Source organism: Bacteroidia bacterium, assembly GCA_023228875.1.
Lineage (GTDB): Bacteria > Bacteroidota > Bacteroidia > NS11-12g > UBA955 > JALOAG01.
This window is the reverse complement of sequence record JALOAG010000003.1, coordinates 19,092-43,837: the sequence shown is the minus strand read 5'-3', so window position 1 is coordinate 43,837 and position 24,746 is coordinate 19,092. Positions and strand designations below refer to the sequence as shown.

At 36.5% G+C, this 24,746-nt stretch carries 21 protein-coding genes and 1 pseudogene; 15 read left to right on the top strand and 7 right to left on the bottom strand.

Annotated features, from left to right (window positions below; translation table 11 throughout):
• Window positions 1-45: 45 nt before the first annotated feature.
• Entirely contained in the window at window positions 46-1,677 is a 1,632-nt protein-coding gene (locus tag M0R38_04570; GenBank protein ID MCK9481021.1) for a peptide MFS transporter, read from the top strand.
• A gap of 27 nt (window positions 1,678-1,704) precedes the next feature.
• Window positions 1,705-2,316 carry a polysaccharide deacetylase family protein gene (locus M0R38_04565; protein ID MCK9481020.1) on the top strand — a complete coding sequence of 204 codons (612 nt, stop codon included), beginning with the start codon at window positions 1,705-1,707 and terminating at the stop codon, window positions 2,314-2,316.
• 16 nt (window positions 2,317-2,332) lie between these two features.
• On the opposite strand, the gene M0R38_04560 is transcribed toward M0R38_04565, so the two are convergent.
• The 4 genes and pseudogenes from M0R38_04560 to M0R38_04545 form a co-directional block, all read right to left on the bottom strand.
• On the bottom strand, window positions 2,333-2,911 hold the full coding sequence (locus M0R38_04560) for an SCO family protein (protein MCK9481019.1): 579 nt from the start codon (window positions 2,909-2,911) through the stop codon (window positions 2,333-2,335).
• Window positions 2,908-3,753, bottom strand: coding sequence for a formylglycine-generating enzyme family protein (locus M0R38_04555; protein MCK9481018.1), 846 nt, complete (start codon window positions 3,751-3,753; stop codon window positions 2,908-2,910). Before M0R38_04555 ends, M0R38_04560 begins: the two co-directional genes overlap by 4 nt.
• A 27-nt stretch (window positions 3,754-3,780) precedes the next feature.
• Window positions 3,781-4,767 (bottom strand): annotated as a pseudogene (nirK, locus tag M0R38_04550) (copper-containing nitrite reductase).
• Between the two features lie 44 nt (window positions 4,768-4,811).
• Entirely contained in the window at window positions 4,812-6,218 is a 1,407-nt protein-coding gene (locus M0R38_04545) for an alginate export family protein (protein ID MCK9481017.1), read from the bottom strand.
• Between the two features lie 212 nt (window positions 6,219-6,430).
• Between M0R38_04545 and M0R38_04540 the strand changes: the two genes are divergently transcribed.
• The 13 genes from M0R38_04540 (at window position 6,431) to M0R38_04480 (ending at window position 21,286) form a co-directional block, all read left to right on the top strand.
• The gene (locus tag M0R38_04540) at window positions 6,431-6,718 is read left to right on the top strand and encodes a RecX family transcriptional regulator (GenBank protein MCK9481016.1); all 288 of its coding nucleotides are present in this window, start codon (window positions 6,431-6,433) and stop codon (window positions 6,716-6,718) included.
• Between the two features lie 5 nt (window positions 6,719-6,723).
• A complete protein-coding gene (locus M0R38_04535; GenBank protein ID MCK9481015.1) occupies window positions 6,724-6,897 on the top strand; it encodes a RecX family transcriptional regulator in 174 nt (57 codons plus the stop codon).
• A gap of 42 nt (window positions 6,898-6,939) precedes the next feature.
• On the top strand, window positions 6,940-7,704 hold the full coding sequence (locus M0R38_04530; GenBank protein MCK9481014.1) for a YdcF family protein: 765 nt from the start codon (window positions 6,940-6,942) through the stop codon (window positions 7,702-7,704).
• A gap of 91 nt (window positions 7,705-7,795) precedes the next feature.
• Window positions 7,796-8,314 (top strand): OmpH family outer membrane protein, encoded by a 519-nt coding sequence (locus tag M0R38_04525; protein ID MCK9481013.1) that lies wholly within the window; start codon window positions 7,796-7,798, stop codon window positions 8,312-8,314.
• Between the two features lie 3 nt (window positions 8,315-8,317).
• The gene (locus tag M0R38_04520; GenBank protein MCK9481012.1) at window positions 8,318-8,935 is read left to right on the top strand and encodes an OmpH family outer membrane protein; all 618 of its coding nucleotides are present in this window, start codon (window positions 8,318-8,320) and stop codon (window positions 8,933-8,935) included.
• A gap of 9 nt (window positions 8,936-8,944) precedes the next feature.
• The gene (murI, locus tag M0R38_04515) at window positions 8,945-9,760 is read left to right on the top strand and encodes a glutamate racemase (protein MCK9481011.1); all 816 of its coding nucleotides are present in this window, start codon (window positions 8,945-8,947) and stop codon (window positions 9,758-9,760) included.
• A gap of 78 nt (window positions 9,761-9,838) precedes the next feature.
• Window positions 9,839-10,804: an NAD(P)-binding domain-containing protein gene (locus tag M0R38_04510; GenBank protein MCK9481010.1), complete on the top strand. Its 966-nt coding sequence runs from the start codon at window positions 9,839-9,841 to the stop codon at window positions 10,802-10,804.
• Window positions 10,805-10,915: 111 nt separating this feature from the next.
• The gene (locus tag M0R38_04505; GenBank protein MCK9481009.1) at window positions 10,916-14,770 is read left to right on the top strand and encodes a carboxypeptidase-like regulatory domain-containing protein; all 3,855 of its coding nucleotides are present in this window, start codon (window positions 10,916-10,918) and stop codon (window positions 14,768-14,770) included.
• 28 nt (window positions 14,771-14,798) lie between these two features.
• Complete coding sequence (locus M0R38_04500; GenBank protein MCK9481008.1) at window positions 14,799-18,671, top strand: hypothetical protein; 3,873 nt, start codon at window positions 14,799-14,801, stop codon at window positions 18,669-18,671.
• Window positions 18,672-18,702: 31 nt separating this feature from the next.
• Window positions 18,703-19,839, top strand: a complete 1,137-nt coding sequence (locus tag M0R38_04495) for a PorV/PorQ family protein (protein MCK9481007.1) — start codon at window positions 18,703-18,705, stop codon at window positions 19,837-19,839.
• An 88-nt stretch (window positions 19,840-19,927) separates the two neighbouring features.
• The gene (gene greA / locus M0R38_04490) at window positions 19,928-20,404 is read left to right on the top strand and encodes a transcription elongation factor GreA (protein MCK9481006.1); all 477 of its coding nucleotides are present in this window, start codon (window positions 19,928-19,930) and stop codon (window positions 20,402-20,404) included.
• Window positions 20,405-20,406: 2 nt separating this feature from the next.
• A complete protein-coding gene (locus M0R38_04485; protein ID MCK9481005.1) occupies window positions 20,407-20,808 on the top strand; it encodes an HIT family protein in 402 nt (133 codons plus the stop codon).
• Between the two features lie 10 nt (window positions 20,809-20,818).
• Window positions 20,819-21,286, top strand: a complete 468-nt coding sequence (locus M0R38_04480; protein MCK9481004.1) for a hypothetical protein — start codon at window positions 20,819-20,821, stop codon at window positions 21,284-21,286.
• On the opposite strand, the gene M0R38_04475 is transcribed toward M0R38_04480, so the two are convergent.
• The 3 genes from M0R38_04475 to M0R38_04465 are packed head-to-tail and all read right to left on the bottom strand — an operon-like array spanning window position 21,283 to window position 24,703.
• On the bottom strand, window positions 21,283-22,029 hold the full coding sequence (locus M0R38_04475) for a glycosyltransferase family 2 protein (protein MCK9481003.1): 747 nt from the start codon (window positions 22,027-22,029) through the stop codon (window positions 21,283-21,285). The two genes, M0R38_04480 and M0R38_04475, sit on opposite strands and share 4 nt — an antisense overlap.
• A gap of 3 nt (window positions 22,030-22,032) precedes the next feature.
• Window positions 22,033-22,623, bottom strand: a complete 591-nt coding sequence (locus tag M0R38_04470; GenBank protein ID MCK9481002.1) for a hypothetical protein — start codon at window positions 22,621-22,623, stop codon at window positions 22,033-22,035.
• A 22-nt stretch (window positions 22,624-22,645) separates the two neighbouring features.
• Entirely contained in the window at window positions 22,646-24,703 is a 2,058-nt protein-coding gene (locus tag M0R38_04465) for a M13 family metallopeptidase (protein ID MCK9481001.1), read from the bottom strand.
• Window positions 24,704-24,746: the final 43 nt, after the last annotated feature.

Sequence of the window (24,746 nt, the reverse complement as noted above, 5' to 3'; positions counted from 1 at the left end):
CACTCAACTTCATAAAAAAACACGGAACGTAAAAAGCAAATACTTATGGCAAATAAAAAACACCCTGCGGCACTTCCCTATTTATTTTTCACAGAAATGTGGGAACGGTTCGGCTATTACCTTATGCTGGGCATCTTCGTACTTTACATGATTGATGTAGATAAGGGAGGCTTGGCATTTGGCGACAGAAATGCGGATGACATTTTTGGAACATTTATAGCACTGACTTATATCACTCCTTTTTTGGGTGGTTTTATTGCAGACAGGATTTTGGGTTATGTTAAATCCGTTTATATTGGAGGCACTTTGATGGGTGTGGGCTATATTGCTCTTGCACTACCCGGAATGACATCTTTTTATACCGCCCTTGCACTGATTATCTTAGGCAATGGAATGTTTAAACCCAATATCTCGACACTACTAGGCAATCTATACTCTGAAGAAAAGTACAAGCCATATAAGGACATAGGTTACAACATATTTTACATGGGTATCAACATAGGTGCTTTTATATGCAACATTATTGCAGCTTTCATGCGCAACAAGTTTGATTGGGGTGCTGCATTTATGACTGCCGGCATTGGTATGTTTGTCGGGTTAATTGTCTTCTCTTTTGGTTTAAAACATTATAAACACGCAAACATCATTAAGCCAAAACAAGAAGGCGACACAAGTTTTGGCAAGGTTTTGCTCTTGGTGTTTGTTCCGGCAATATTAGCAGGGTTTATTGGCTGGTTTGTTCCCGGCAACATCTTAGGTAGCGACAGCACTGATGCTTTTATCTTTGCGTGTATTCCTTTGATAGTATTCTATATTTCTTTATATTTCAAATCAAATTCAACAGAAAAGAAACCCATTGGCGCATTGCTGGCAATATTTGCTGTAAGTATCATGTTTTGGGCAGTATTTAAGCAAAATGGCACTGCGCTAACCCGTTGGGCTAAGTTTTATACAAACAGAACTATTTCTGAGAGTTTAGAAAAGCCTCTGAATTATTTATACTTGGCAGAAGAAGTGCAGTACACAGTAAAAGAAGTACCTGCCTATGATGAACAATTCACTGTGGTGAGGGATGAAAACGGTAATACAATGAAAGAAATGGGCAGGGATATTTATTTTAGAAATGCCAACCCGACAGCCCTTCCCGAAGAAGGACAGAGTGTTTTTCTCATTAATACAGAATTATTTCAATCAGTGAATCCATTCTGGATTATCATACTCACCCCTATTGTAGTAGGTATTTTTATGGCATTGGGGAGACGCAAAAAAGAACCCAGCACGCCCAGCAAGATTGCGTTAGGGCTGTTTATTTCTGCCTTATCTTGTTTGGTTATGGTAGCAGCTGCATATATTGGAAGCAATGGCGCAATCAAGGTTTCTCCACTCTGGTTGGTCGCTTGCTATGGAGTGATTACTGTGGGCGAGCTTTGTTTAAGCCCAATGGGACTTTCATTAGTCTCTAAACTCAGCCCTCCAAGAATTACAGCATTAATGATGGGTGGATTTTTCTTATCAACCGCTATTGGAAACAAACTCTCAGGGGTGCTTGCCAGCATGTGGTATGATTATGAACACAAGGCAAATTTTTTCTTGACTAATTTCATCCTGCTGATGCTCGCCACTTTTTTGATGCTCGCCATTCTAAAATGGGTGAATAACATTGTGAAGAATCATTAAAAAAAGTAACTCAAAAAATACTCTTCCATGCTCTATCCTCAAATTGTTCCTAAAGCCATAGACAAAATTTTTCTCAGTTACACATGGCGGAGAACAGTTTCAGGACAAGAAGTCTTCCTCACTTTTGATGATGGTCCTCACCTTTCCATTACACCATGGGTATTGGAACAACTGCGCAAATACAACTTTAAAGCTACCTTTTTTTGTGTAGGGGACAACGTAAACAAATACCCTGAAATTTATGCTCAAATCCTCAACGAAGGGCATAGAGTAGGCAACCACACCTACAATCATCTAAAAGGATGGAAAACAGAATGTGATGAGTATATTACTAATATTGCCAAATGCCGTGCGTTAGTAAACAGCAATTTGTTTAGACCTCCTTATGGCAGAATTACCAAATCACAAACGCAATTATTACATAAAGAATATGAAATTATCATGTGGTCTTTGTTGACAGGAGATTTTTATCCCAATCTGAATGTTGCCAAAGCATTAAAGATACTAACCAAAAAGACCATTCCAGGACATATTGTTGTTTTTCATGATTCATTAAAAGCGGAAAAGAATTTGAGAGCACTGCTGCCCAATTATCTTTCTTTTTTAAATGCTGAAAATTATAAGAGTGTAGTATTATAAGAAACACAGGCGCAACTCACCCTTTCATAGCAGTCTCATTGACTGTGGTAGCGATTTTCTCTACATTAATTTCCGTACCCTCTTCTTGGCTAACCATTTTGCCTCTTGGGTCAAATACAGTGATAATGTTGGAGTGAGAGAAATCAATAGGATCAATTTTCTTGTATTTCATTGACAAAACATTTGCAAATTCTTGTGTTGCAAGTTCATTTGAACGAAGGAAAACCCATTGTTTCGCTTCCATATTGTTTTTCTTGGCAAACTTGTTCAATTGTTCAGGTGTATCAAACTCCGGATCGATTGAAACCAATACTAAAGATACATCTTCAATCAGTTTTGGATTGATTTTAGATTCAATTTGTTTCATTTTGGCAACCAAAATTGGGCAAGCAGCTTTGCACTGCGTATAAATCATTACCACAACCAGTGTTTTGCGTTGCAAATCTTTAAGCATGAGATTTTCACCATGCTGATTTTGCCATTGTGATGATAAGTTAAATATTGAGTCTGAGGGAATTTCTCCGGTATTGTTCTTCTTTTCAGAACAAGCAAACAAAGATAAGATTACAACTAAAAAGCTAAGATATTTCATCATTTATTCGGATTTTCAATAGGGGCATCTTTGGCACATCTAAAACCAAGATTGGCAACAGTATAGCGAGCTTTGAGTGAAGTTCTCAAGCCAAAGCGCATAAAGGCAGCATAATTCATTACATCGGTTGAGTTTGTGGCTGCACCTGCACAAAACAACCCTTTATCATCATATTGACCGGTTCGTGAATCTCCGGTAACTAAAATAGAGTTAAAATCATCGGTCCATTCCCATATCAAATCAAACATATTGTAAACACCCCAATAATTTGGTGCACTCTGTTTGACAGGGTTCAGATGTTTATCTTTGACTAAATATAAGTCAACAATATAATCAGAGTAAGAAGGTTTTCGTCTTGCGTTGGGAGTATCTGCATCTGCCATTGCAACAAATTCCCATTCATCAAGGGTAGGCAGCCTTTTGCCAACACTCTCTGCAAACCATTTTGCAGCAAACCAAGAGACATTACAAACGGGCGCATCAGGGTTTGCACCGGGTGGCAATTCCAAATCAGAAACCCAATATTTCAAATAATTACTATCCGCATACACACGTTTGACAGCAGACTTTCGCCATTGCGGGTTGGCGGTTACAAAAGCCAAAAATTCTTTGTTAGTTACAGGTCTTTCATCAAGGTAAAAGGGCTTGACATCAACTAACACACTGTCATCTCCATAAAAAGGCAAATATTCCCCACCGAGAATATAGACCATTTTCACATCTACTTCAACAGGTTTGATAGTATCCGGTTCCTTGCTTTCATTCGCCACAGTTACCTGTGTTTCATTTTTATTACATGAAATCAGAACGAAAGCAAGGAAGATAACACCGAGATACTTATACATTAAATTATTTTCAGTTTAGTTCTTTTTGAAAACCTTAGGATTTTGTTCACCGGTAACTTTGATTTTACCTAGAGCACCTTTGTTGAAAGTTCTAGAAAGAGAGTGGTCAACGATATTGTATTCACCGGGAACCTCAACAGTAAATTCAACGATAGTTGCTCCACCAGCAGGAATCAAAGTTGTTTGCACGTTATGAGTTACAGTACTGCCACCTTCGGTATAAACATTATCAAAAATTTCACCGATGACGTGGAAAGAAGAAACCAAGTTTGGACCACCATTTCCAATAAAAAGACGGATCTTGTCTCCCACCTTAGCTTCTAACATATTTGGACCTAACATAGAGCCTTTTTTACCGTTGAATAAGACATAAGTTGGATTCTCATCATTGCCCTTATCATTATCAAATTCTAACAACTTACTGCTTCTTGAAGAAGTCTTAGCATAAAACTCTCCTTGCATAATGTAGAATTCTTTGTCAACAGGCTCAAGACCGCCTTCCGGCTCAACTAAAATCAAACCATACATACCATTTCCAATGTGTTGTGGAACAGGAGGTGCGGCACAATGATACACATAAAGTCCCGGATTAAGGGCTTTAAATGTGAAACTGGCTTCTTGACCCGGAGATGCAAATGTTGCTTCAGCTCCTCCACCGGGACCATTGACTGCGTGTAAGTCAATATTGTGCGGAAGAATACTGTTTTCAGCATTTTTCAAATTCAATTGAATTTCATCTCCTTCTCTCACTCTGATAAAACTTCCGGGTACAATATTATTAAAAGTCCAGAAAGTATAGCTAAAGGTATCTGCAATGATGGATTCTATTTCTGTTGTTTCAAGGTTAATAATCAACTTTTTAGGACCTCTTTTACCAACAGGAGCAGGTACATTAGGAGCAGCTGTGATTTCAGCAACTTCAAAATCTCCGGTTGCTTCCATGTCAATAGCTTTGTTTTTGTTTTGCGAAGTGTTGCCTGTATTCGGGCTACAGCTCCATAGTGCAAAAGTCATTGAGACTACTGCACCAATCATAAATTGTTTCTTGTTCATACTATTTATTTATTTGAGTTAAAATTTGTTTTAAAAAGTGTTGGGTTAATATTGAGCGACATCCATCCCCATTGTTGATATCCTCTTGCATTGGGAGCAGATTTGAGCACATTCAAGGTGTTGGTGTTGAGAAGCAATGAATATCCACCTATCAGATTAACAAAATCATTGATTTTGTATGATAAAGTGATATCTAATTCCTGTCCCAAATTTGCTTCATATTCTTCAAGAAGCACTCTTACCTTATTTGGGGTAAAAAACTGATGTAGCGCCAAATCAAATGAGAAACCTTTGTCTGATTTATAGTTTAATCTAGCATAGTTATCTGACAAACCGGCTCCACCATGAGGATTGCCGGCATAGAAATAATCAATAAAACCATAGAACTTATGTCCTGTATTAAACAAAGGGTTGAATGCATGATTCTCGGCATTGGTATATCCAACATCATTTCCGCTTAAATAATCACTTCCTAAGCCTAACTTCCAATGATTGTTTAACAAATAATCTGCACTTACAGAACCTAAATACGCGCTTAACTTATCTCCTGTTTGAAAATATGCAGATGCAGTAAAACTGAGGGTTTTGCCTTTTTCAAAAAAATTCAAACCAAAAGTCTGCATAAATTTAGTTTTGGAAGCAGGCAACCCAATGATTACATTCTGAAAACCTAAATTAGTAGCTAAAGCAGTAATTTTTATTGTTTCATTGATTGGGAGAACCGCCCATAAAGTTTGCATAGTCTTGTAAGGAAAAGCATCTGTTGTGTTGTAAAAATTGCCTACCGGATTGCTCAGATTATTACCATACAATGCTTTGTAATTTTGGTTAAATGCAAAATAACCCTTTGCTTCTAACTTGTCATTTTTATAGAAGATTCCAAAAGCATCATGCGCTCTTCCTCCTTGCGCCCAATCCAACTCACCAAAAAAACGCTCATCATCAAGCGAAATCACCTGCCGACCAAATTGTATATTCCAATTCTCTGCAAGTTTTAAGTTAGCCCATGATTCAAACATCGAAATTTGATTTCCATTCATTTCAGCACCTTGTACCATGTTCGCTTGCCCCCAAATACTTACAACTTGTGGCGCAATTCTAACACTTAAGATATCTTGATAAGAATAATCAATTTTCAACCTATCACGTTGTGTAACTAACGCTGCCGGTCTTATGTTTTTTGCTATTGGAGTAAAAGCACCATCACGAAATTCAAGTCTTGGGCGCATTTGATAGGATATTTTTAGCGTATTGGACACCGGTTGATTTGATTGTGCATTTGTACAAGGAAAAGAAAAAAACAATGCCGATGAAACAGCGAAAAGAATATGTTTAAAATTAAGGTGCATAACGTTCATTTTATATGTAATGAAATCACCTTCAAAAGTGAGTTGAATTATTGATGTGTGCAATGATGCTTATCATATTGTTATATGACAATTATCATAAACAGCATTCATATTACTGATTATCAAATATTTGAAACAATATTATAGTTCAAAATAAATTCTGTTACCACAATATTTTATTAAAAAAGAGTCTTTCAAACATGATTGCATACTCATAAAATGCGCTCATAAATCCTGAAACCATATTGAGCAAATACTACCTTTGCCTCTATTAAATGAAAAAACTCACTCCTGCATCTGCACTTAAGAAAATTGAAAAATATTGCGCCTACCAAGAAAGGTGTCATGAAGAAGTTCGGTCAAAATTATACACTTTCGGTCTTGGAGCAGACGATGTTGAGGAAATAATTACTAAACTCATCCAAAGTAATTTTTTGAATGAAGAACGCTTTGCGCGTGCATATTGCGGAGGGAAATTCCGACAAAAGAAATGGGGCAGACTTAAAATTATCAGAGAACTAAAAAAAAAAAAATTAGCGACAGAAATATCAAAATCAGTCTGAAAGAAATTGACCCTGATTTATATGAAAAGACACTAAAAGATTGGGTTGAGAAACTTTCAATAAGACATAAAGGTGTGGGAGTAAAAGACTGGCAAAAGAAACAAAAGATAATCCAAACACTCATGGACAAAGGGTTTGAATTGGATATAATCAATGATGTATTTACGTCAAAAGATTAGCCACGTCTTTTCTTTATTTTTGCATCGTTAAACCTTTCTGACATGTTTTTCGTCTTTAGTAAAATTCTGAATTTTTTACTCAATCCTTTCTTCTGGATACTTGTCTTACTACTGTGGAGCCTTGCGACCAAGAACCTTATTAAGCGCAAACGGTTGATTTTTTCCGCAATCATATTGGTATTCGTTTTGGGGAACGGTGTGATTGTAAACGAAGTGGGCGTATTAACCGAAAAAAAATGGCGCAATATTGCTAAAGAACACACAAAATATCCTGATACAGCCGTGTTGCTCGGTGGCTTTTGTTTTAAAGATGAAGACTTAAATCGTACATCATTTGCAGAATCCTCTGATCGTTTTTTGCAAATTCTTAAATTATTTCAATCCGGTCAGATTAGTACACTTGTCATATCCGGAGGCAGCGGCAGTCTTACAAAACCCAATGTAAAAGAATCAAAACTTGTAGAAGAATATCTGAAAGAAGGACAATTTAGGACACAGGGATTATTTATAGAAACAAAGTCTAAGAACACCTTTGAAAATGCTCAATACACAAAAGAACTCATTGGCATCAACAACCCCAAGATTTTACTCGTAACTTCTGCATTTCACATGGGTCGAGCAATGAAAGTGTTTCGTAAAGCAGGTTTTGAGCCAGAACCCTTCCCTACACATTTCTTATTTGAACCCATACGAAATTACAATATAGACACGGTTATTATCCCTAATGCCAGAAACTTCCAAAAATGGGAACTACTCATCAAAGAATGGTTAGGAACATTGGTATATAAACTGCAAGGGTATTTGTAATGCTATCTTGGCACAATATAAAAAAAGAATAAATTTGCCCGCTCAAAAATTGGTATGCAATTTGGTTTATTCACTTAAAACAAAATAAATTATGAAACACCTGCTCTTAGTCGTATTTGCATTTTTATTGTCAACAACTGCATTTTCACAAAAGCAAAAGTTCGGTTATGTAGATACCGAATACATTTTAGGCAAAATGCCTGAATATCGCTCAGCACAAAAACATTTAGATGAATATTCAGCCGATTGGCAAGCCGAGATTGATAAAAAATATGCAGAATTAGATCGCAAATTCAGAGAATATAAAGCGGAAGAACCATTACTAACAAAAGACCAAAAGAAAGAAAGAGAGCAAGAAATTGTGAACATGGAAACCGAAATTAAAAAATTTGAAACAGAAAAATTCGGACAAGAAGGTGAACTTTTCAGAAAACGCCAAGAACTAATCAAACCCATTCAAGACAAAGTTTTCAAAGCCATTCAATCTGTGGCAAAAGATGGAGCTTATGATTTCGTTTTTGACATTGCAGGAAACATGGTAGTCTTGATAACAGACCCAAAATATGATTTAAGCGACAACGTATTGGAAGAATTGGGAATTACAAAGTAAAAAATGATTAAAAAATATATGAGAAGAAGTATTTTAAACGGGACCATACTATTTGTTTTTATGGCAACCGCATTGCTTGGTGTGAATGCACAAAGTGTAAAAATCGGCTATCTAAACTATAGTAGTGTAGTCTTGGATTTGCCTGAGTACAAAACAATGAACGACAGCTTAATGTCTTATTACCTTGGGTTACAAGAAGATTTAAAGAAAATTGAAGATGACTATTTAAAAAAGCAAACAGAGTTAAGCAAAAAGATTGAATCCGGTGAGCAAAACAAAAGGCTGATTGAATTAGAGCAATATGCGCTTGAGCAACTCCAACAGATTTATCAATACCAACAAAGAGAAAACGAAGAGAAATTAGCCAACAAACAAGAAGAACTCTTGGCACCTTTGAGAAAAAAAGTTGATGAAGCAATCGAAGCAATTGCAAAAGAAAAAGGATATACCATGATTTTAGATGCTTCTGTTCTCCATTACAAACGCGAAGCGGAAGATATTGAGAATTTAGTGCGCACTAAACTCAAATTAATTTCAAAAGAAGAGTCTGAGAAAAAAAGAAAAGAAGGTGGGGACAATGAAACCACACCAGTTATTCCAAAAAATCCATTGGGCAATTAATCAGCAATCTTGTCAACAAATCCAATTGGCATATTTGATTCAGGTATTGGCGGCTTAACAGTCGCCAATGCTATATCTGAGCTACTCCCCAATGAAAGTATCATATATTTTGGCGACACCGCCCATTTGCCTTATGGAGACAAATCTGCCAAAGCCATTAGAAACTATGGCAAAGAGATTATTCAATTCTTAGTAGAGAAAAAATGTAAACTCATTGTCATTGCTTGCAATTCTGCTTCAGCAAGTATTGGCAATGCTTATACAAAATGGATTCCTAAAGATTTACCGGTTATCAATGTCATTGAACCTGTTGTACATTATCTGGCAAACGACAAAAATTCAAAAATCGGACTGATAGGCACCAAACGAACCATTAAATCCGGTGTGTTCCCAAAATATATCAAATCAATCGCACCCTCCAAAACCATTCAAAGTCTGGCAACACCATTACTGGCACCCATGATTGAAGAAGGGTTTTATAATAATAATATCAGCAAAGCTGTCATCAATGCATATTTAGAGAACTCTCGGCTTCGCGGTATGCAATCTCTTGTGCTTGCTTGTACCCATTATCCGCTAATTGAAAAAGAAATCAAAACTTTGATAGGGAGTAAAACTAAAATTATCAATAGTGCTTATGTGGTTGCAATGAGAGTATTAGAAATAATTGAGAAACAAAATCTTGCAAATAGTAACAAAAAAATTGTAGCTCACCAGTTTTATGTATCTGATTACACAACTGCATTTGAGCAAGCAGCCAATCGTTTCTTCGGCAAAAAAATAAAATTGTCCGAACATAATCTATGGAAACGTCAAAAAAGTTGATTTGCACCACTCCTATAACAATTACTGCCATTCTTAAATTTAAGCCTTAATATTGCAGGCACCTATTATACCTTTGTGATGAGAAACGAGAAGAAGCGAGATGAAGTTCTGATAGTTGATGACTTTCATCCGGCATTATTAGCGGGCTTGTCAAGGTTAAATTTCAACTTTCATTACAATCCCGAAATAACCAAGGAAAGGATTCTGGATATTATAGAAAACTACACAGGACTGATTGTAAGAAGCAAAATAGAGTGTGATGTTACGTTCTTTGAAAAGGCTAAACAACTGAAATGGATTGCAAAAGGCGGCTCCGGTATTGACAGCATTGATGAAGAACAAACAATAAAGAGAAAAATTCTAATCATAAATGCACCCGAAGGCAATAGAAATGCAGTGGCTGAACACACCATTGGTTTATTGCTGAACCTAACTAACAATATTGCTCATGCTTGTAACAGCATTAAAAAATTGCATTGGGACAGAGAAGCAAACCGAGGTATAGAAATAAGTGAAAAAGTTATGGGGATTATAGGCTTTGGCAATATTGGAGAAATACTTGCAAAGCGACTATCAGGATTTGACATGAAGGTACTTGCTTATGATAAATACAAGCAAATTAAATCTCCCTTTGCTATTGAATCTACATTAGAGCAGATTTTTGCAGAAGCGGATTATCTATCGTTACATGTGCCTCTTACCAAAGAGACAAAAGGCATGGTAAACCAAGCATTTATAAGCCAATTTAAAAAACCAATTGGATTAATTAACGCTTCAAGAGGCAAAGTAGTTGTGTCCAAAGATGTTCTGCAAGCATTGGAATTAGGGCAAATATCATTTTTTGGTGCAGATGTAATAGAAAATGAAAGACTTAAGAAATGGAGTATCATAGAAAGCAACACCTATACTCGATTACTTTCCATGCAAAATGTAATCATAACACCTCATATTGCAGGATGGACAAGAGAATCCTATAGAAAAATTTCAGAAACGCTCATTGAAAAAATAGAACAAGAAATTAGCCTTGATGCAATTAAAAAATAAAAAACAGATAATGGGTTGTCTGTTATTAAATATTTACTGAAATTGCACCACCCAAAAACGAACCTAAATTGGAAATAAAATACTAGTTAATACAACTGAAAAAATACACTTATGAGACTGATTTATACCAACTTACGAACCTCGATGCTATTACTATTCATTGTAATGGCAGGATATGTTCAAGCACAGACAAATTACGGTCAGTTACGCGGTACTGTTAAAGATGCATTAACAGGCAAAATACTTGACTATGCAACAGTTCGATTAGAACAAAATGGTATCTTTATTGATGGTACCTACTCAGATTTTGATGGCAACTTTACTTTTACTACACTGAATCCGGGTGATTATACTGTAATTGTTACTTATATTGGGTATGACACTGCGGTAACCCAAGTTACAATTACATCTGACTCCTATATTTTTAGGGATATTAAGATGTCAAAAGGCGGAGGCTCCGGAGACGGGGGCAAAGTGTTGAATACGATTGGCGTTTCTGGATTAAAAGGCAGAAAACTCATTGAAGCAGACGACCAAAAGAAAACATTCACGGATAAAGACATTAAACGTCTTCCAACAAGAAGTGTTGCAAATATTGCAGGACTTACAGCCGGTGTGAACGTAACCCGAAGTGGCGTTAGTTTCAGGGGGTCCAGGGTGGACGCAACAGCATACTTTATTGACGGTGTACGTGCAATCGGTGCATTTGGTCAAACACAAGCTTCTCAAAGCCAAATCACAATTTATCAAAACGGTATTCCTGCACAGTTCGGAGATTTTACCGGAGGTGCAATTTCTATTACAACTAAAGGTGCTTCCAGATTTCATAAAGGTTCATTTGAATTAACAAGTTCTACCCCTACTGAATTTTTCAAATTAACAGGAAATAAATTCGACAATGACAATCGTTTTAAACGCGCTAACCGATTTGACTGGACTCAGATGGAAGGCTTTGCACAAGGTCCTTTATATATTCGCAATAAAGGTCAAGGCTCAAAAGAACGTGTTGTTTTAGGTTATATGGTAGCGGGTAATTTGACTTATACAAGAGACCCGAGCCCTTCTTATATTGGCGTTTATAAAGTCAATGACACAAAACTATCAGAGCTTGAACAAAATCCTTTAATTACAAATGCTGACGGTGCTTTTGTACATGCGGGAAATTATCTTACTATGGCTGATATGGAAAATGTGAGAGTGCGACCCAATAGTGCAAGCACAGATGCTAACTTCCAAGGCAAAATAGATTTTAACCCAAACAAAAACATTGACTTAAGCTTTTTCACAAGTTTACAATATTCCGGAGGTCCGGCTGTGAGTAATAATATAATGAACTATAAGTTGAACGCTATTAGCAACAATGTTACTATTCGTTCATATTTGAGATATACACACAGAATTCCTTCCGACACCTCAAGAGCAAGAGCTGGTAAAACTACTTTTAACAACACTTATTACACTATTAGGGTTGATTATCAAAATACATTAAGCAGAACTTATGACCCTGTTCATGGAGATAGGATTTTTGACTACGGATATATTGGCAAGTTTGAACGTTACCAAACTGCTAATTATGCATATAGAAGTGGCGATGCACCAAAAATGTATGTTGACCAAAATGGAGACACCGTTTATTTAAGCAATTATTATGAGCAAATAGGATTCTTAGATACTGCCTATAAATTTACCAGAGCAGATAAATTTATACCCGGAGACAGGGGCAAAAACATGAATCCTCTCAGAGCCAATTATACAACAAATCTCTATAACTATTATGGAGAACGTGGTATCACAATTCAGAATGAATTTCAAGTTCTACAATTACAAGGGCTACTGAACGGTTACAACCCTCCTAACCTTTATTCAATTTGGTCAACACCAGGTTTTATTACTGCAAACTGGAGTAAAGGACAAGCAGAAAGATATACTGCATTTGCAATGTTTGAAACCCAAGTAAAAAGTAACAAACAAACCGGATCATATAAACCTCCACATGATTTGCAATTCGGGTTTATGTATGAAAAAACTGTAAACAGAGGATATGGTATCGGGGCTTCTGGTCTATGGACATTAATGCCTCAATTAATGAATACACACTTGAAAGAACTGGACAAAGCCAATCCTTATTTAACCTATGATGCTAATGGCGTTTTTACAGATACAGTTAAATATCAAAGATTCATTAACACCGATCAACAAACCAATTTTGACAAGAATTTCCGTAACAAAATAATCAAGGAAGGAATTAGAGATGTAAATGGTAATTTTTATACAGACAGAAGCTTTATTGAAATTAACTCATTTACACCGGACGACTTTGATGTAACTATGTTTAGCGCAAACGAACTGCTTAATAACGGTAGCAGTTATGTTAGTTACTACGGATATGACCACTTAGGAAGAATAATAAGAGGAAAGCCAAGCGTTGAGGCATTTACCAACGATCCCCAAAGAAGACTTATTGGTGCTTTTCAACCAACCTACCAAGCAGCTTGGATACAAGATAAATTTGCTTACAAAGACATCATCTTCAGACTTGGATTAAGATTAGAACGTTATGACGCAAATCAGCTTGTACTCAAAGACCCTTATTCATTATATCCAATTAAAACATTAGGTGAAGTAAGTGAAATAAATGGGATACAAATCAATCACCCTTCCAATATGGGACAAGATTACAAAGTGTATGTCAATGACGTAAAAAATCCAACCCGTATCTTAGGCTACAGAGATGGAGATCAATGGTATGATGCTGCCGGTAACGAAGTCAACAATCCTGAGATTATTGCAAACCAAACTAATTCAGGAAGAATTGCACCGTATTTAGTTGACCCATCAAATCAAAAATTAACCGGAAATTCATTCAGAGATTTTGCTCCAAAAATCAATGTATTACCCCGTATTTTATTCTCATTCCCAATAAGGGAAGATGCAAACTTCTATGCTAGTTTTGACGTTTTGGCTCAAAAACCAATTGCCGGTTATGCATTTTCTACAATTGACAACTACTACTTCTTAGATTCTCGTAACTCAGGAGCTTTGGCTAACCCTAATTTGAAGCCTCGTATTAAAACAGAATATCAAATTGGATTTAAGCAGATGTTAGGTGAAAATTCATCTCTTGAGTTAGGTTCATATTATGCAGAAATTAAGAATGATATTCAGTTATTCCAATATAACCAAGCTTACCCTGTAAACTATATCAGTTACCAAAATATTGACTTTAGTACTGTAAAAGGTTTCTCTACAGAATACCAAATAGATGGAGATCATTTATCTTTTAGAGCAAACTACAACCTTCAATTTGCAGATGGAACCGGTTCTAACCCTAATGCTGCCAGTGCATTGATAGCATCCGGTCAACCAAATCTTAGAACACTGTTCCCATTAGGTGATTTAGACATTCGTCATCAAATCCGTTTAGTATTTAACTATAACTTTGGAAGAAATCAAGGAAGCTACAAATATCAAGGACCAACATGGGGTAATTGGGGAGAGAAAGTGTTCCGTGATGTAAATGCTAACTTTATCATTTCAGCTAACTCAGGACTACCTTACTCTCAAACAAATGTCCCTACACAAATTGGTTCTGCAGATAGAGCCAATCTTAAAGGTACACCTTTTGGTTCTCGTTTACCATGGCAGTTTAATGCAGATATTAATATCCAAAAGGACTTTATTATAAACAGAGGAAAGACACGTGATGGAAAAGACAGAAAGCCTGTTACCGCAACTGCTTTCCTTTGGGTAACCAATGTGTTTAATTTTGAAAGGATCTCTGGTGTGTATCCATATACAGGCTCCCCAACAGATGACGGATTTTTGAACTCCCCTCGTGGACAACAAGCTGTTTCTGAGCAATTAAATGCTCAATCTTATTACGATTTATATAGAATTTTGACAACTAGCCCGGGCAATTTCCTTGCTCCTCGCTTCTCAAGATTAGGTGTTAGATTTAATTTTTAATTAAGAAAAAGAAAAAGACATGAAAGCAATGAACAAAATTATATTCTGTTTAACTCTCGTTACTGCACTATGTGTACAAGATATATCAGCGAGAGAGATTCAGGGATTTTCTAAAAATCCTCAACGCAAGCAGACTAATCCCAGCGATTTACCCAGTAACAACTTTAGACGTTTTGCAAATGATTGTAAAGCATCAAGTCAGAGTGCCGACCTTGATATAAATAACGTAAGAACCAAAATTCTTAACGGAGGTGATATGTGGTGGGACTTGTCATTTCCTAAATATGAAATTCCAAAGGTTACAGATGCAAACTCCATTAGAAGACACTCTCTTTTTGCAGGTGCACTCTGGATAGGTGGTATCGGTAGAGGCGATGGAAATCTTAGGATGGCAGCAATGACTTATCGTCAAAATGGTTCTGACTTTTGGCCCGGACCTCTTGATACAGCTTTGGCTTCAACAGAAGCAGATCAGTGTCTTGCTTATGATAAAGTGTGGAAAGTTACACGCGATGAACTCATTCAAGCTGAAGAATCAGGTTGGACTGATATCAGCCCTAATTTATTGGAATGGCCCTCCGGTTCAAATAGACCTCAGCGTTACAATCCCGGTGAACCTGACTATTTGGCTCCATATTTTGAAAAGCCAGGGTTCGGAGCACCCGGAATATATGAACCATTTAACGGAGAATACCCTGTACTCGATCCATTGAGACCTGTAGCCTCAAACAGACCTCAAGACCAACCCGATATGATGCTTTGGTTTGTCTATAATGATAGAGGCAATGTTCATACAGAAACCGGTGGTATGCCAATTGGAATTGAAATCAGAACAACTGCTTTTGCATTTGCTACCAATGATGAAATAAATAATATGACATTCTATCGTTCAGAAATTGTAAACAGAGGTAATGAGCCTTTGGATAATACGTATTTTGGACAATGGGTTGATGCTGATTTGGGATTTGCGTTTGACGACTACGTTGGTTGTGATGTTCCTCGAGATCTTGGATACTGCTATAATGGCGATGATTTTGATGAAGGGGTATTAGGTTATGGATTAAATCCTCCTTCTGTCGGTACTGACTTTTTTGAAGGACCCAGAGATTCAGCCGGAAATCAATTAGGACTATATGCTTTTGTATATTATAACAATGACTGGGATCCGGTAAATGGTAATCCTCAACAATCAATCCACTACTACAACTATTTGATGGCTAAGTGGAAAAACGGAAATGCAATGACCTTTGGTGGAAATGGAACTTCCGGTTCACAAACTACAACTTACATGTTCCCAGGTGAAACAGATCCAAATTTCCCTTCTCAAATATGGAGTGAACATTCTACAGGAAACTCACCCGGTGATAGAAGATATTTACAATCATCAGGTCCTTTTACTCTTTATCCCGGAGCCGTAAATTATGTAACTGTTGGTGTGGTTTGGGCTAGAACAACCAGTGGAGGCGCTACCGGTTCACTTGGTTTATTGAAAAGAGCATCTGATGGAGCTCAAAGATTATTTAATAATAATTTCTTATTAACTCAAGGTCCTGATGCACCGGACATAGAAATACAAGAATTTGAAAATGAATTAGTTTTCAAATTCTTAAATACATATAAAACACGTAACTATAGCGAAATTGTACTCAATGAAAATGCAGATTCAATCCAATACAATTTCCAAGGGTATTTGGTTTATCAATTAAAAGATGGGACAGTAAGTACAGGTGATATCAATAATATTGACAAAGCCAGACTTGTATTCCAATGTGACATTAAAGATGGTATCGGACAAATGATTAATATGGAATATGACCCGGTAGTTCAACAAGATATACCTGTATTAAAAGTGGATGGAAAAGATGAAGGCTTAGTAAGTACCTTTAGTCTTACAGAAGATGCTTTTGCAACTACATCTAATAAGACTCTGGTCAACTTTAAAAAATATTATTATATGATATATGCCTATGCATATCCATCTAATGACAGTCTTAAAAATGAACCGCTACAATTCTTAGCAGGCAGAACTATAAAAAGAGTTACAGGGGTACCTCATAAATCAGAGCCTAAAAATGAGGGAACAATATTAAAATCTAAATACGGAACCGGTCCAAAAATCACTAGAATTGAAGGTAGAGGAAATGGGGGAAACAGGTTAGAATTTACAAAAGAAACCATTGACAGGATTCTCGCTTACAATTCTGTTCAAGAAGTTACATACTTAAATGGCGCTGGTCCAGTTAAAATTAAGGTAGTAGATCCATTTAAAGTACCTAATGCAGAATTTGAACTTGTTTTTGTCGAAGATCCTTCAACACCTTTAAAAGGAAATGCGAATGCTGCTGCTCCTTCACTCCAAGACGCAAGGTACAAAGACAACATAGACAGTAGCAGCTACTGGTTCTTAGTAAACAAAACTACCGGAGATACTGTATATTCAGATACAACCTTAGCCCTTCCTTTTGAAACAGCCGAGGGTACTAATGCAGAAAGAAAACCATTGGTAAACAGACCTACTTTAGCTGATTGGGGACTTTCTATCACAGTAGAACAAGTTAAATCTCCAGGTTACAGTCCGAAAGAAGACCCTACTAACGGATTTTTAAGCTATGAGGTTGAATACTCTGATTTGAGTAAACAATGGTTAACTGCAGTTCCTGATGTAAATGGCAATCCTCAGTTTAATTGGATTCGTTCAGGTGGGGTTACATCAGTACCGGCAAACGGCATGACCGATGCAAATAGAGCACAAGGCGAGCTCATGGACCCTAATGAAATTTATGAAAAAATATGGGATGGTAGAATTGCTCCTTATGCATTATGCTCAAGAGTTGATGGAACTTTTGGTATGGCATGGAACGCCAGTCAACCTGCGGATAATCCGATGGCAGAGCTTGCAAGTATTAACTTTGTTATCACTCCTGATAAGTCTAAATGGACCAAATGTGTAGTGTTTGAATTAGGTGAAAACAAAGATTTGAATGCTGGTAAAATGTCTAAATTTAACCTCCGATGGGGCACATCCTTAGACAAAGATTTAAAACCAATTCCCGGAGAAAGAGGTACAAGCTATTTCCCCGGCTATGCAATCAATGTTGAAACAGGTGAAAGACTTAATTTAGCATTTGGTGAAGACTCTTATTTGGTTGGCCAAAATGGTAATGACATGATTTGGAATCCTACAGCCAATTTCTTTGATCAGGCTAATAATGGTCTCGATCCGGTATTTGGAGGTAAACACTATGTATATATAATGGGAAGCTACTCAGGTAAAGCTAATAGAAGTTTCAAAGGACCTATTTATGACGAAGGTAATTTCTATAAAAATATTATGGAGGTCCCTACCGAAGGTACAATTCCGATTGAAGCAAACAAGAGAGGTGTATTATCACAAATAATGTGGGTTGTGCCTACCATGGTTGCTCCTGGATTTGAATTCAAGAATGGAGTTCCACCTTCTGAGGTAACCATCAAAATTCGTATGAGGAAACCATACACTACGAACTTAAACAATGTACCTCCTATCTATACATTTAATACAAAAGATATCGCTCCTGAAACTCAGGTTGGTGCTAAAATTAACTCAATGGATTTAATTAACATAGTACCAAACCCATACTATGCTTATTCAGAATATGAAACAAGTCCGATTGATAGTAGAGTGAAAATTACAAACCTTCCAAAAACATGTACAATTTCTATTTATACTTTAAGCGGCACATTGGTAAGAAGAGTGAAAAAGGATGATGATATCACTTGGTTTGATTGGGATTTGAAGAACAATCAAAATGTACCTATTACTACAGGGCTGTATATTATACACGTTGATGGTAAGGATTTAGGAGAAAAAATACTCAAATGGTATGGTGTAATGCGTACGGTGGATTTGGATTCATATTAATTTATAATTATTAAGCTAAAAGATTTTTGCAATGATAAAATTAGAAATAAAGAATAGGATTAGAAATATCCTCGTATTGAGTACAGGATTATTCATAATCTCTTCAAGCAATGCATCTGACCCTGCAAGGTTTGGAACTGCCGGTGCGCCTCAATTGACTATCAATGGATGGGCAAGAAGCTCCGGATGGGGAAATGCAAATGTGAGTGGAGTAAGAGGAGCTGAATCATTCTATTTCAATCCGGCAGGTCTTGCCAAGACAAGACAAACAGAGCTTGTATTTGCTCGTACTGCTTGGCTATTAGGAACCGGTATCAATATCAACAATGTAGCTTTCACCCAAAACATTGGTAAAAGTGGTTCTGATGTTATTGGTATAAGTTTAATGTCTTATGAAATAGGCAATATTCAAATTACAACCGTGCAACAACCTGACGGAGGACTGGGTACTTACAGGCCTTCTTTCATGAATTTAGGATTTGGCTATGGAAAGAAATTTACTGATGCTATTTCTGGCGGTATTGTAACCAGACTCATTCAAGAACAGATTCCTGACGTGAAAATGGTGGGTGTATGTTTTGATGCCGGTGTTCAATATGCAACTTCATCTAATCCGAACAGCAAGTTGAAAAAGGACGACATTAAATTTGGAATTTCACTTAGAAATATCGGTCCCAGCATGACTCCTTCCGGTGATGGACTTACAAGAAAATCAACGATTCAAGGTGCAGGATATGAGAGTTCAATGTTCTCTCGTGCTGATGCAGTACAATTTCCTGCATTAATTCACATTGGCGGTAGTTATGATATTAAGTTAGACCGTGATGAAGATGTATATTTCAATCGCTTGACAATTGGAGCTAATTATAATTATAATAACTTCTCTCCCAATTTAACATCAATTGGATTAGAATATGCTTACAAAGAAATCTTCATGGTTAGAACAGGGTATAACTTCCAACAAGGTGGTTTTAATTATGATACTAGAAATGATGCATTGACAGGGTTTAGTGCCGGTGCCAGTGTTGAAATACCTTTGGCAGCAAAAGGAAATACAGAAAACAAATCAACAATTGCAATTGATTATTCATATCGTTCCACTAACCCATTCAATGGCATTCATTCTTTTGGGTTAAGAATTAATATTGATTCAAAAGGTAGTAAATAAGAACTAATATACAACTACGATTTCAATGTTGCACTTGCCTGAGCAAGTGCAACGTTTTTTTTTAACAAGTAGCAAAAAAACAAAATACATGGCAACAGAATTAAATTATGTAACAAAGGAAGGTATGGATAACCTTCGAAAAGAATTGGAGCAACTCAAGAAAGTAGAACGACCCAATATTAGTAAACAAATTGCAGAAGCACGCGACAAAGGTGATTTGTCTGAAAACGCAGAATATGATGCAGCAAAAGATGCACAAGGACTCTTAGAAGCTAAAATTGCCAAATTAGAAAACCTGATTGCATACAGCAGAATTATTGATGAATCCAAATTTGACAATTCTAAGGTCTCTTTACTAAGTAAGGTAACTGTGAAAAATCTAAAGATAAACAAAGAAATGGTTTATACGATTGTTTCGGAGTCTGAAGCAAATCTGAAAGAAGGTAAAATCTCTTCAAAGTCAGCGATAGGAGCCGGACTCATTGGAAAATCCAAAGGGGATATTGCAGAAATTACAGTACCGGCCGGAATAGTTAAATTTGAAATAATTGATATCTCAAGATAACAATGGCACACACTGAAACAATTTTTTCAAAGATTATTAAAGGTGAAATTCCATGCTATAAAATTGCAGAAGATGATAAGCATCTGGCGTTTCTTGATATTATGCCTGTTACGAAAGGACATGTGTTAGTTATTCCAAAAGAGCCAATTGATTATTACTTTGACCTTTCAGAATCACAAATGAACAGCTTACATGCTTTTGCTAAAAAAATTGCCTTAGCAGTAAAGAAAGTTATTCCCTGTAAGAAAGTAGGACTCTCAATTGTGGGTTTGGAGGTACCCCATGTTCACATTCATCTCATTCCAATGAATGCAGTTTCTGATATGAATTTTTCAAATCCAAGACCTCAGTTCACCAAAGAAGAATTTGAAGAAGTTGCCAATCTGATTCGTTCTAATATTTAATTTTGCGTGTATGTTTACCACTACCCTACCCGACAGTGCTAAAGTCCAAATCTATCCATCAGCTACTGTAATTGATAAAGAAACACAAAACGTTGTCATTGAAAATTTTCAAGATTTCTTACATACATGGAATTATCATGGGACACCGTTGCAAACTGATGTGTTTTTTTTAAACAATCAATTCCTTATTTTGGTAATTAATAATGATACCATTCCCGGTGGTTGTTCTCTTGATGTTCTGAGTCGTTTTGTAACCAAAGTAGAAAATGAAACCCAAATACACTTAAACAATAGAAACCTCATTTATATTTTGAGAGGGAATGAAATTATCACCATTCCTTTTAACAGGGCTTCTGAATTTACTCTATTTCAGGAAGATAAAGTAGTAAACTTGCTTTGCAAAAATGTTGCAGAATTGAGAACTGAATTTATAGTTTCTCCGGCTATATCAAGTTACGCTCGTCTTTTCTCAAATTAAGCAGTTTTAACAAAAAGCGCTTTTGAATATTTCAAAAACACTTCTCTCCCCGACTCTAATGCTATATTAAACCCCACTCTCCCATCTCTAAATCCTGACTTTATAATATAATCTCTGACAAATCTTACCGGAGGAGAAAACAACATTTTAAGTGTTAATATAAATTTCGGTTTGTGATGCAACGATTGTGAAGCTAACGAAGCATATTTCTTTGTTTTCAGCTTAACTTCTTCTATAGATTGATAACCATAATGCAATAGATATCCATTTAATAAAAATGGCTTTACTGTCCCCGCATCCGCCCATTCATGTACTTTACCACCACGCCATGAAACACGTGATTTATGATACATTCTTAATTTATAGTCAGGAAACCATGCACCATGGACAATAGCCTGAGTCCCGATATGATTGAGTCGATTGAGTAAATATACTTGGTGGGGAAAGTGCAATGATTTCTCTAACTTGATGCTATTGACAAGCTCATTTGAAAGTCTTTCGTCTGCATCTACAAAAAGAATAAAATCAAAGGAAACCAATTCAACCGCTGAATTCCGTGCATGCACCCAACCTTTCCATTCAATACTACATACTTTAGCACCCTCATTTTCTGCAATAGTAACTGTATTGTCTGTGCTCCGGCTGTCAATAACCCAAACTTCATCCGCAACATCTTTTACTGAACGAATACAATCCGCAATTCGTTTTTCTTCATTAAAAGTAAGTATTACCGCAGACAACATGGTTTAAAGACTATCATTGATAAAGAAAAAATACACTTCCTTATCCTGCAATACCCGCGGATGAATCGCACATCTTGTATAATTTTCCACAGCATTTAATTGCAAAAAACTTTTATCTTCGGAATAAACGCTGAGTTGTTGTTCTGTCATTACAATAATGAGAATAGGTGCAGCCATGATTTTCTTAATAAACTGAAACCTGTAATCAAAAATCAAAACAGAGGGTTTGCTCAATGCCTTTGCACAGGTTGTGATAAAAGGGCTTTTTTTCGTGGGGCTATTTACATGAGTATTGATACCATTGGTGTTAAGCAATTCACTCAACAAAGTTTCTTGACATACCGGGTCTTTCCATCCTCTGGCATCAATCAACTTGTGGAGTGTGCTCATGAACTCATATTTGTTGCTACAAGACTGAAAAAAAGCATTCTCATTTTGCAAAAAGACTTTAATGATAGATTCCTCCTTTTTGACCAAGGACTTATTATAGATAGGTATATCTAAGTCTAAATCTGCAAAAGGTTTTTCGGATGGTACAACCAACCCCTTGCGGACACTTTTCAGAATCTTTTCTTTTGGAATGATTTCCAGCATAAGAATTGTATATGGTGCAAATCTACCAAATAATCACCCTTTTAGTCTCATCCGCTTGCATTTTACTTCCTTTTGTACATCCAAATGCTTCTTGAAATTCAGGCATATTGCTCAAAGGTCCTAACACTCTGTATTTACCGGGTGAATGGGGATCTGTAATAATGCGCTGTCTCAACTCTTTTTCTGAAATATTTTGAGCCCAAACCAATGCCCAACCCATAAAGAAGCGTTGTTGCCATGTAAATCCATCAGGAGAAGCAATTTGTTTACCTACTTTATCTATATGGTTTTTAAGTGCATAATAGGCAATCGTCAAGCCGGCAAAATCAGCAATGTTTTCTCCCTGGGTTAATTCCCCGTTAATGAAAACACTATCCAAAACCTCAAAACTGTTAAACTGATTTACAATCATTTGAGTGCGCTGTCTAAACAATTCATTGTCATTTTCAGTCCACCAATTCGATAAATTACCGTTACCGTCATATTTACTGCCTTTGTCATCAAATCCATGTGAAAATTCATGACCTATTACGGCTCCGATACCGCCATAGTTCAGTGCATCGTCTGCATTGGGGTTATAGAAAGGCGGCTGAAGAATACCGGCAGGGAAGACAATCTCATTGCGAGTGGGGTTATAATAAGCATTCACCGTCTGAGGTGACATTCCCCATTCAGTTTTGTCTATTGGTTGACCAATCTTTGCAAGCATTATTTCATTCTCGCGCTGGTTGATATGGATAAGATTTTCAACCAAGCTTGTCTTTGAAATTTCAACCATGCTATAATCTTTCCACTTGTCAGGATAGCCAATCTTATAACTAAACGCTTTCAACTTATCCATTGCCTTTACCTTTGTTTCAGCACTCATCCAGTCCAATTTTTGGATTCTTTGACCGAACGCAGTTCTGAGTTCTTCCACCATTTCACTCACTCGCTTTTTAGACTCAGGACTAAAATATTGTTTTACAAACATTTGTCCTAAAGGTTCACCCAAGTTTGAATTTACCATATTGACCGCTCTTTCCCAAAGTGGCTTCATTTCTTTGGTTCCTCTCAAAGTGGTTTGATAAAAGTCAAAACCGGCTTGAACCATTTCTGCATTGAGATAACCGGATAATCCATTGGCTAACTGCCATTTAAGGTAAGTTTTCCAGTCATTAAGTGAAAATTTTGCAAAAACATTTTTTAATTGTTTGAAAAAATCAGGTTGAGAAACAATCAACTCATTGATACCCTTCGCCCCAACATTTGCAAAATACTTCTCCCATGAGAAATAAGCATACTCCTGAGTAAATGCTGAATATGATTTCTTATTATATGTTTTTTCAGGGTCTCTCATCTCAGTTTTAGACATCGAAATCATCGCTAACTGTGTTTCTAATGCCATTACCTGTTGAGCAGCTTTCGTTCCTTCCTTTTCCCCAATCAACCCTAATATCTTGGCTATATAGGCAATGTAAGCATTTCTAATCTCCTTTGAATTTGCATCCTCATTTAGATAATAATCTCTGTCCGGTAATCCCAAGCCACCTTGACCTACATAAACTGCATTGTATTCACTATTCTTTGCATCTGTGTAAACATAAAAACTAAAAAGCCCAAGTAAGCCGCTTTGGTTAAATGTGCCTAGTAATGTTGCTATTTCATCTTTAGAAGTAAGCGCATCAATAGCCGCAATATACTGTTGTAGAGGAGCAACACCTAACTTTTCTCGGGTTGCAGTGTCCATTGCAGATTGAAAAAAATCTCTTGTCAATTGTTCAGGACTTCCTTTGGCAGCTTCTGTTTTACCGGATTCTTCGAGCAATTTTCTGATTTTTTCATTGTTTTGTTTATCCAACACATTGAAAGTACCCCATCTGCTTTCGGTAGCAGGCAAAGGATTGGCTGCCATCCATCCTCCGGCAGCATATTGATAAAAATCCTCGCAAGGACTTACGGTAGTATCCATCAGATTCTTGTCATAACCCAATAAACTATTGTTATCGGTATTCTCTTTTGTATTCATAGGCGTATTGCATGCAGTAAAATAAAACACAGGGATTAAGTAAAGTCCTGTATTGGTAAAAATCTTTTTCATAGTGTTTTGATTCATTAGCAGGAAGCGAAATTACAATTAATAT

Excerpts from the sequence above, each read along its gene's own strand:
- M0R38_04570 (MCK9481021.1), top strand. The coding sequence starts at position 46 with ATGGCAAATAAAAAACACCCTGCGGCACTTCCCTATTTATTTTTCACA.
- M0R38_04565 (MCK9481020.1), top strand. The coding sequence starts at position 1,705 with ATGCTCTATCCTCAAATTGTTCCTAAAGCCATAGACAAAATTTTTCTC.
- M0R38_04560 (MCK9481019.1), bottom strand. The coding sequence starts at position 2,911 with ATGATGAAATATCTTAGCTTTTTAGTTGTAATCTTATCTTTGTTTGCT.
- M0R38_04555 (MCK9481018.1), bottom strand. The coding sequence starts at position 3,753 with ATGTATAAGTATCTCGGTGTTATCTTCCTTGCTTTCGTTCTGATTTCA.
- M0R38_04540 (MCK9481016.1), top strand. The coding sequence starts at position 6,431 with ATGAAAAAACTCACTCCTGCATCTGCACTTAAGAAAATTGAAAAATAT.
- M0R38_04530 (MCK9481014.1), top strand. The coding sequence starts at position 6,940 with ATGTTTTTCGTCTTTAGTAAAATTCTGAATTTTTTACTCAATCCTTTC.
- M0R38_04525 (MCK9481013.1), top strand. The coding sequence starts at position 7,796 with ATGAAACACCTGCTCTTAGTCGTATTTGCATTTTTATTGTCAACAACT.
- M0R38_04520 (MCK9481012.1), top strand. The coding sequence starts at position 8,318 with ATGATTAAAAAATATATGAGAAGAAGTATTTTAAACGGGACCATACTA.
- M0R38_04510 (MCK9481010.1), top strand. The coding sequence starts at position 9,839 with ATGAGAAACGAGAAGAAGCGAGATGAAGTTCTGATAGTTGATGACTTT.
- M0R38_04505 (MCK9481009.1), top strand. The coding sequence starts at position 10,916 with ATGAGACTGATTTATACCAACTTACGAACCTCGATGCTATTACTATTC.
- M0R38_04500 (MCK9481008.1), top strand. The coding sequence starts at position 14,799 with ATGAACAAAATTATATTCTGTTTAACTCTCGTTACTGCACTATGTGTA.
- M0R38_04495 (MCK9481007.1), top strand. The coding sequence starts at position 18,703 with ATGATAAAATTAGAAATAAAGAATAGGATTAGAAATATCCTCGTATTG.
- greA (MCK9481006.1), top strand. The coding sequence starts at position 19,928 with ATGGCAACAGAATTAAATTATGTAACAAAGGAAGGTATGGATAACCTT.
- M0R38_04485 (MCK9481005.1), top strand. The coding sequence starts at position 20,407 with ATGGCACACACTGAAACAATTTTTTCAAAGATTATTAAAGGTGAAATT.
- M0R38_04480 (MCK9481004.1), top strand. The coding sequence starts at position 20,819 with ATGTTTACCACTACCCTACCCGACAGTGCTAAAGTCCAAATCTATCCA.
- M0R38_04475 (MCK9481003.1), bottom strand. The coding sequence starts at position 22,029 with ATGTTGTCTGCGGTAATACTTACTTTTAATGAAGAAAAACGAATTGCG.
- M0R38_04470 (MCK9481002.1), bottom strand. The coding sequence starts at position 22,623 with ATGCTGGAAATCATTCCAAAAGAAAAGATTCTGAAAAGTGTCCGCAAG.
- M0R38_04465 (MCK9481001.1), bottom strand. The coding sequence starts at position 24,703 with ATGAAAAAGATTTTTACCAATACAGGACTTTACTTAATCCCTGTGTTT.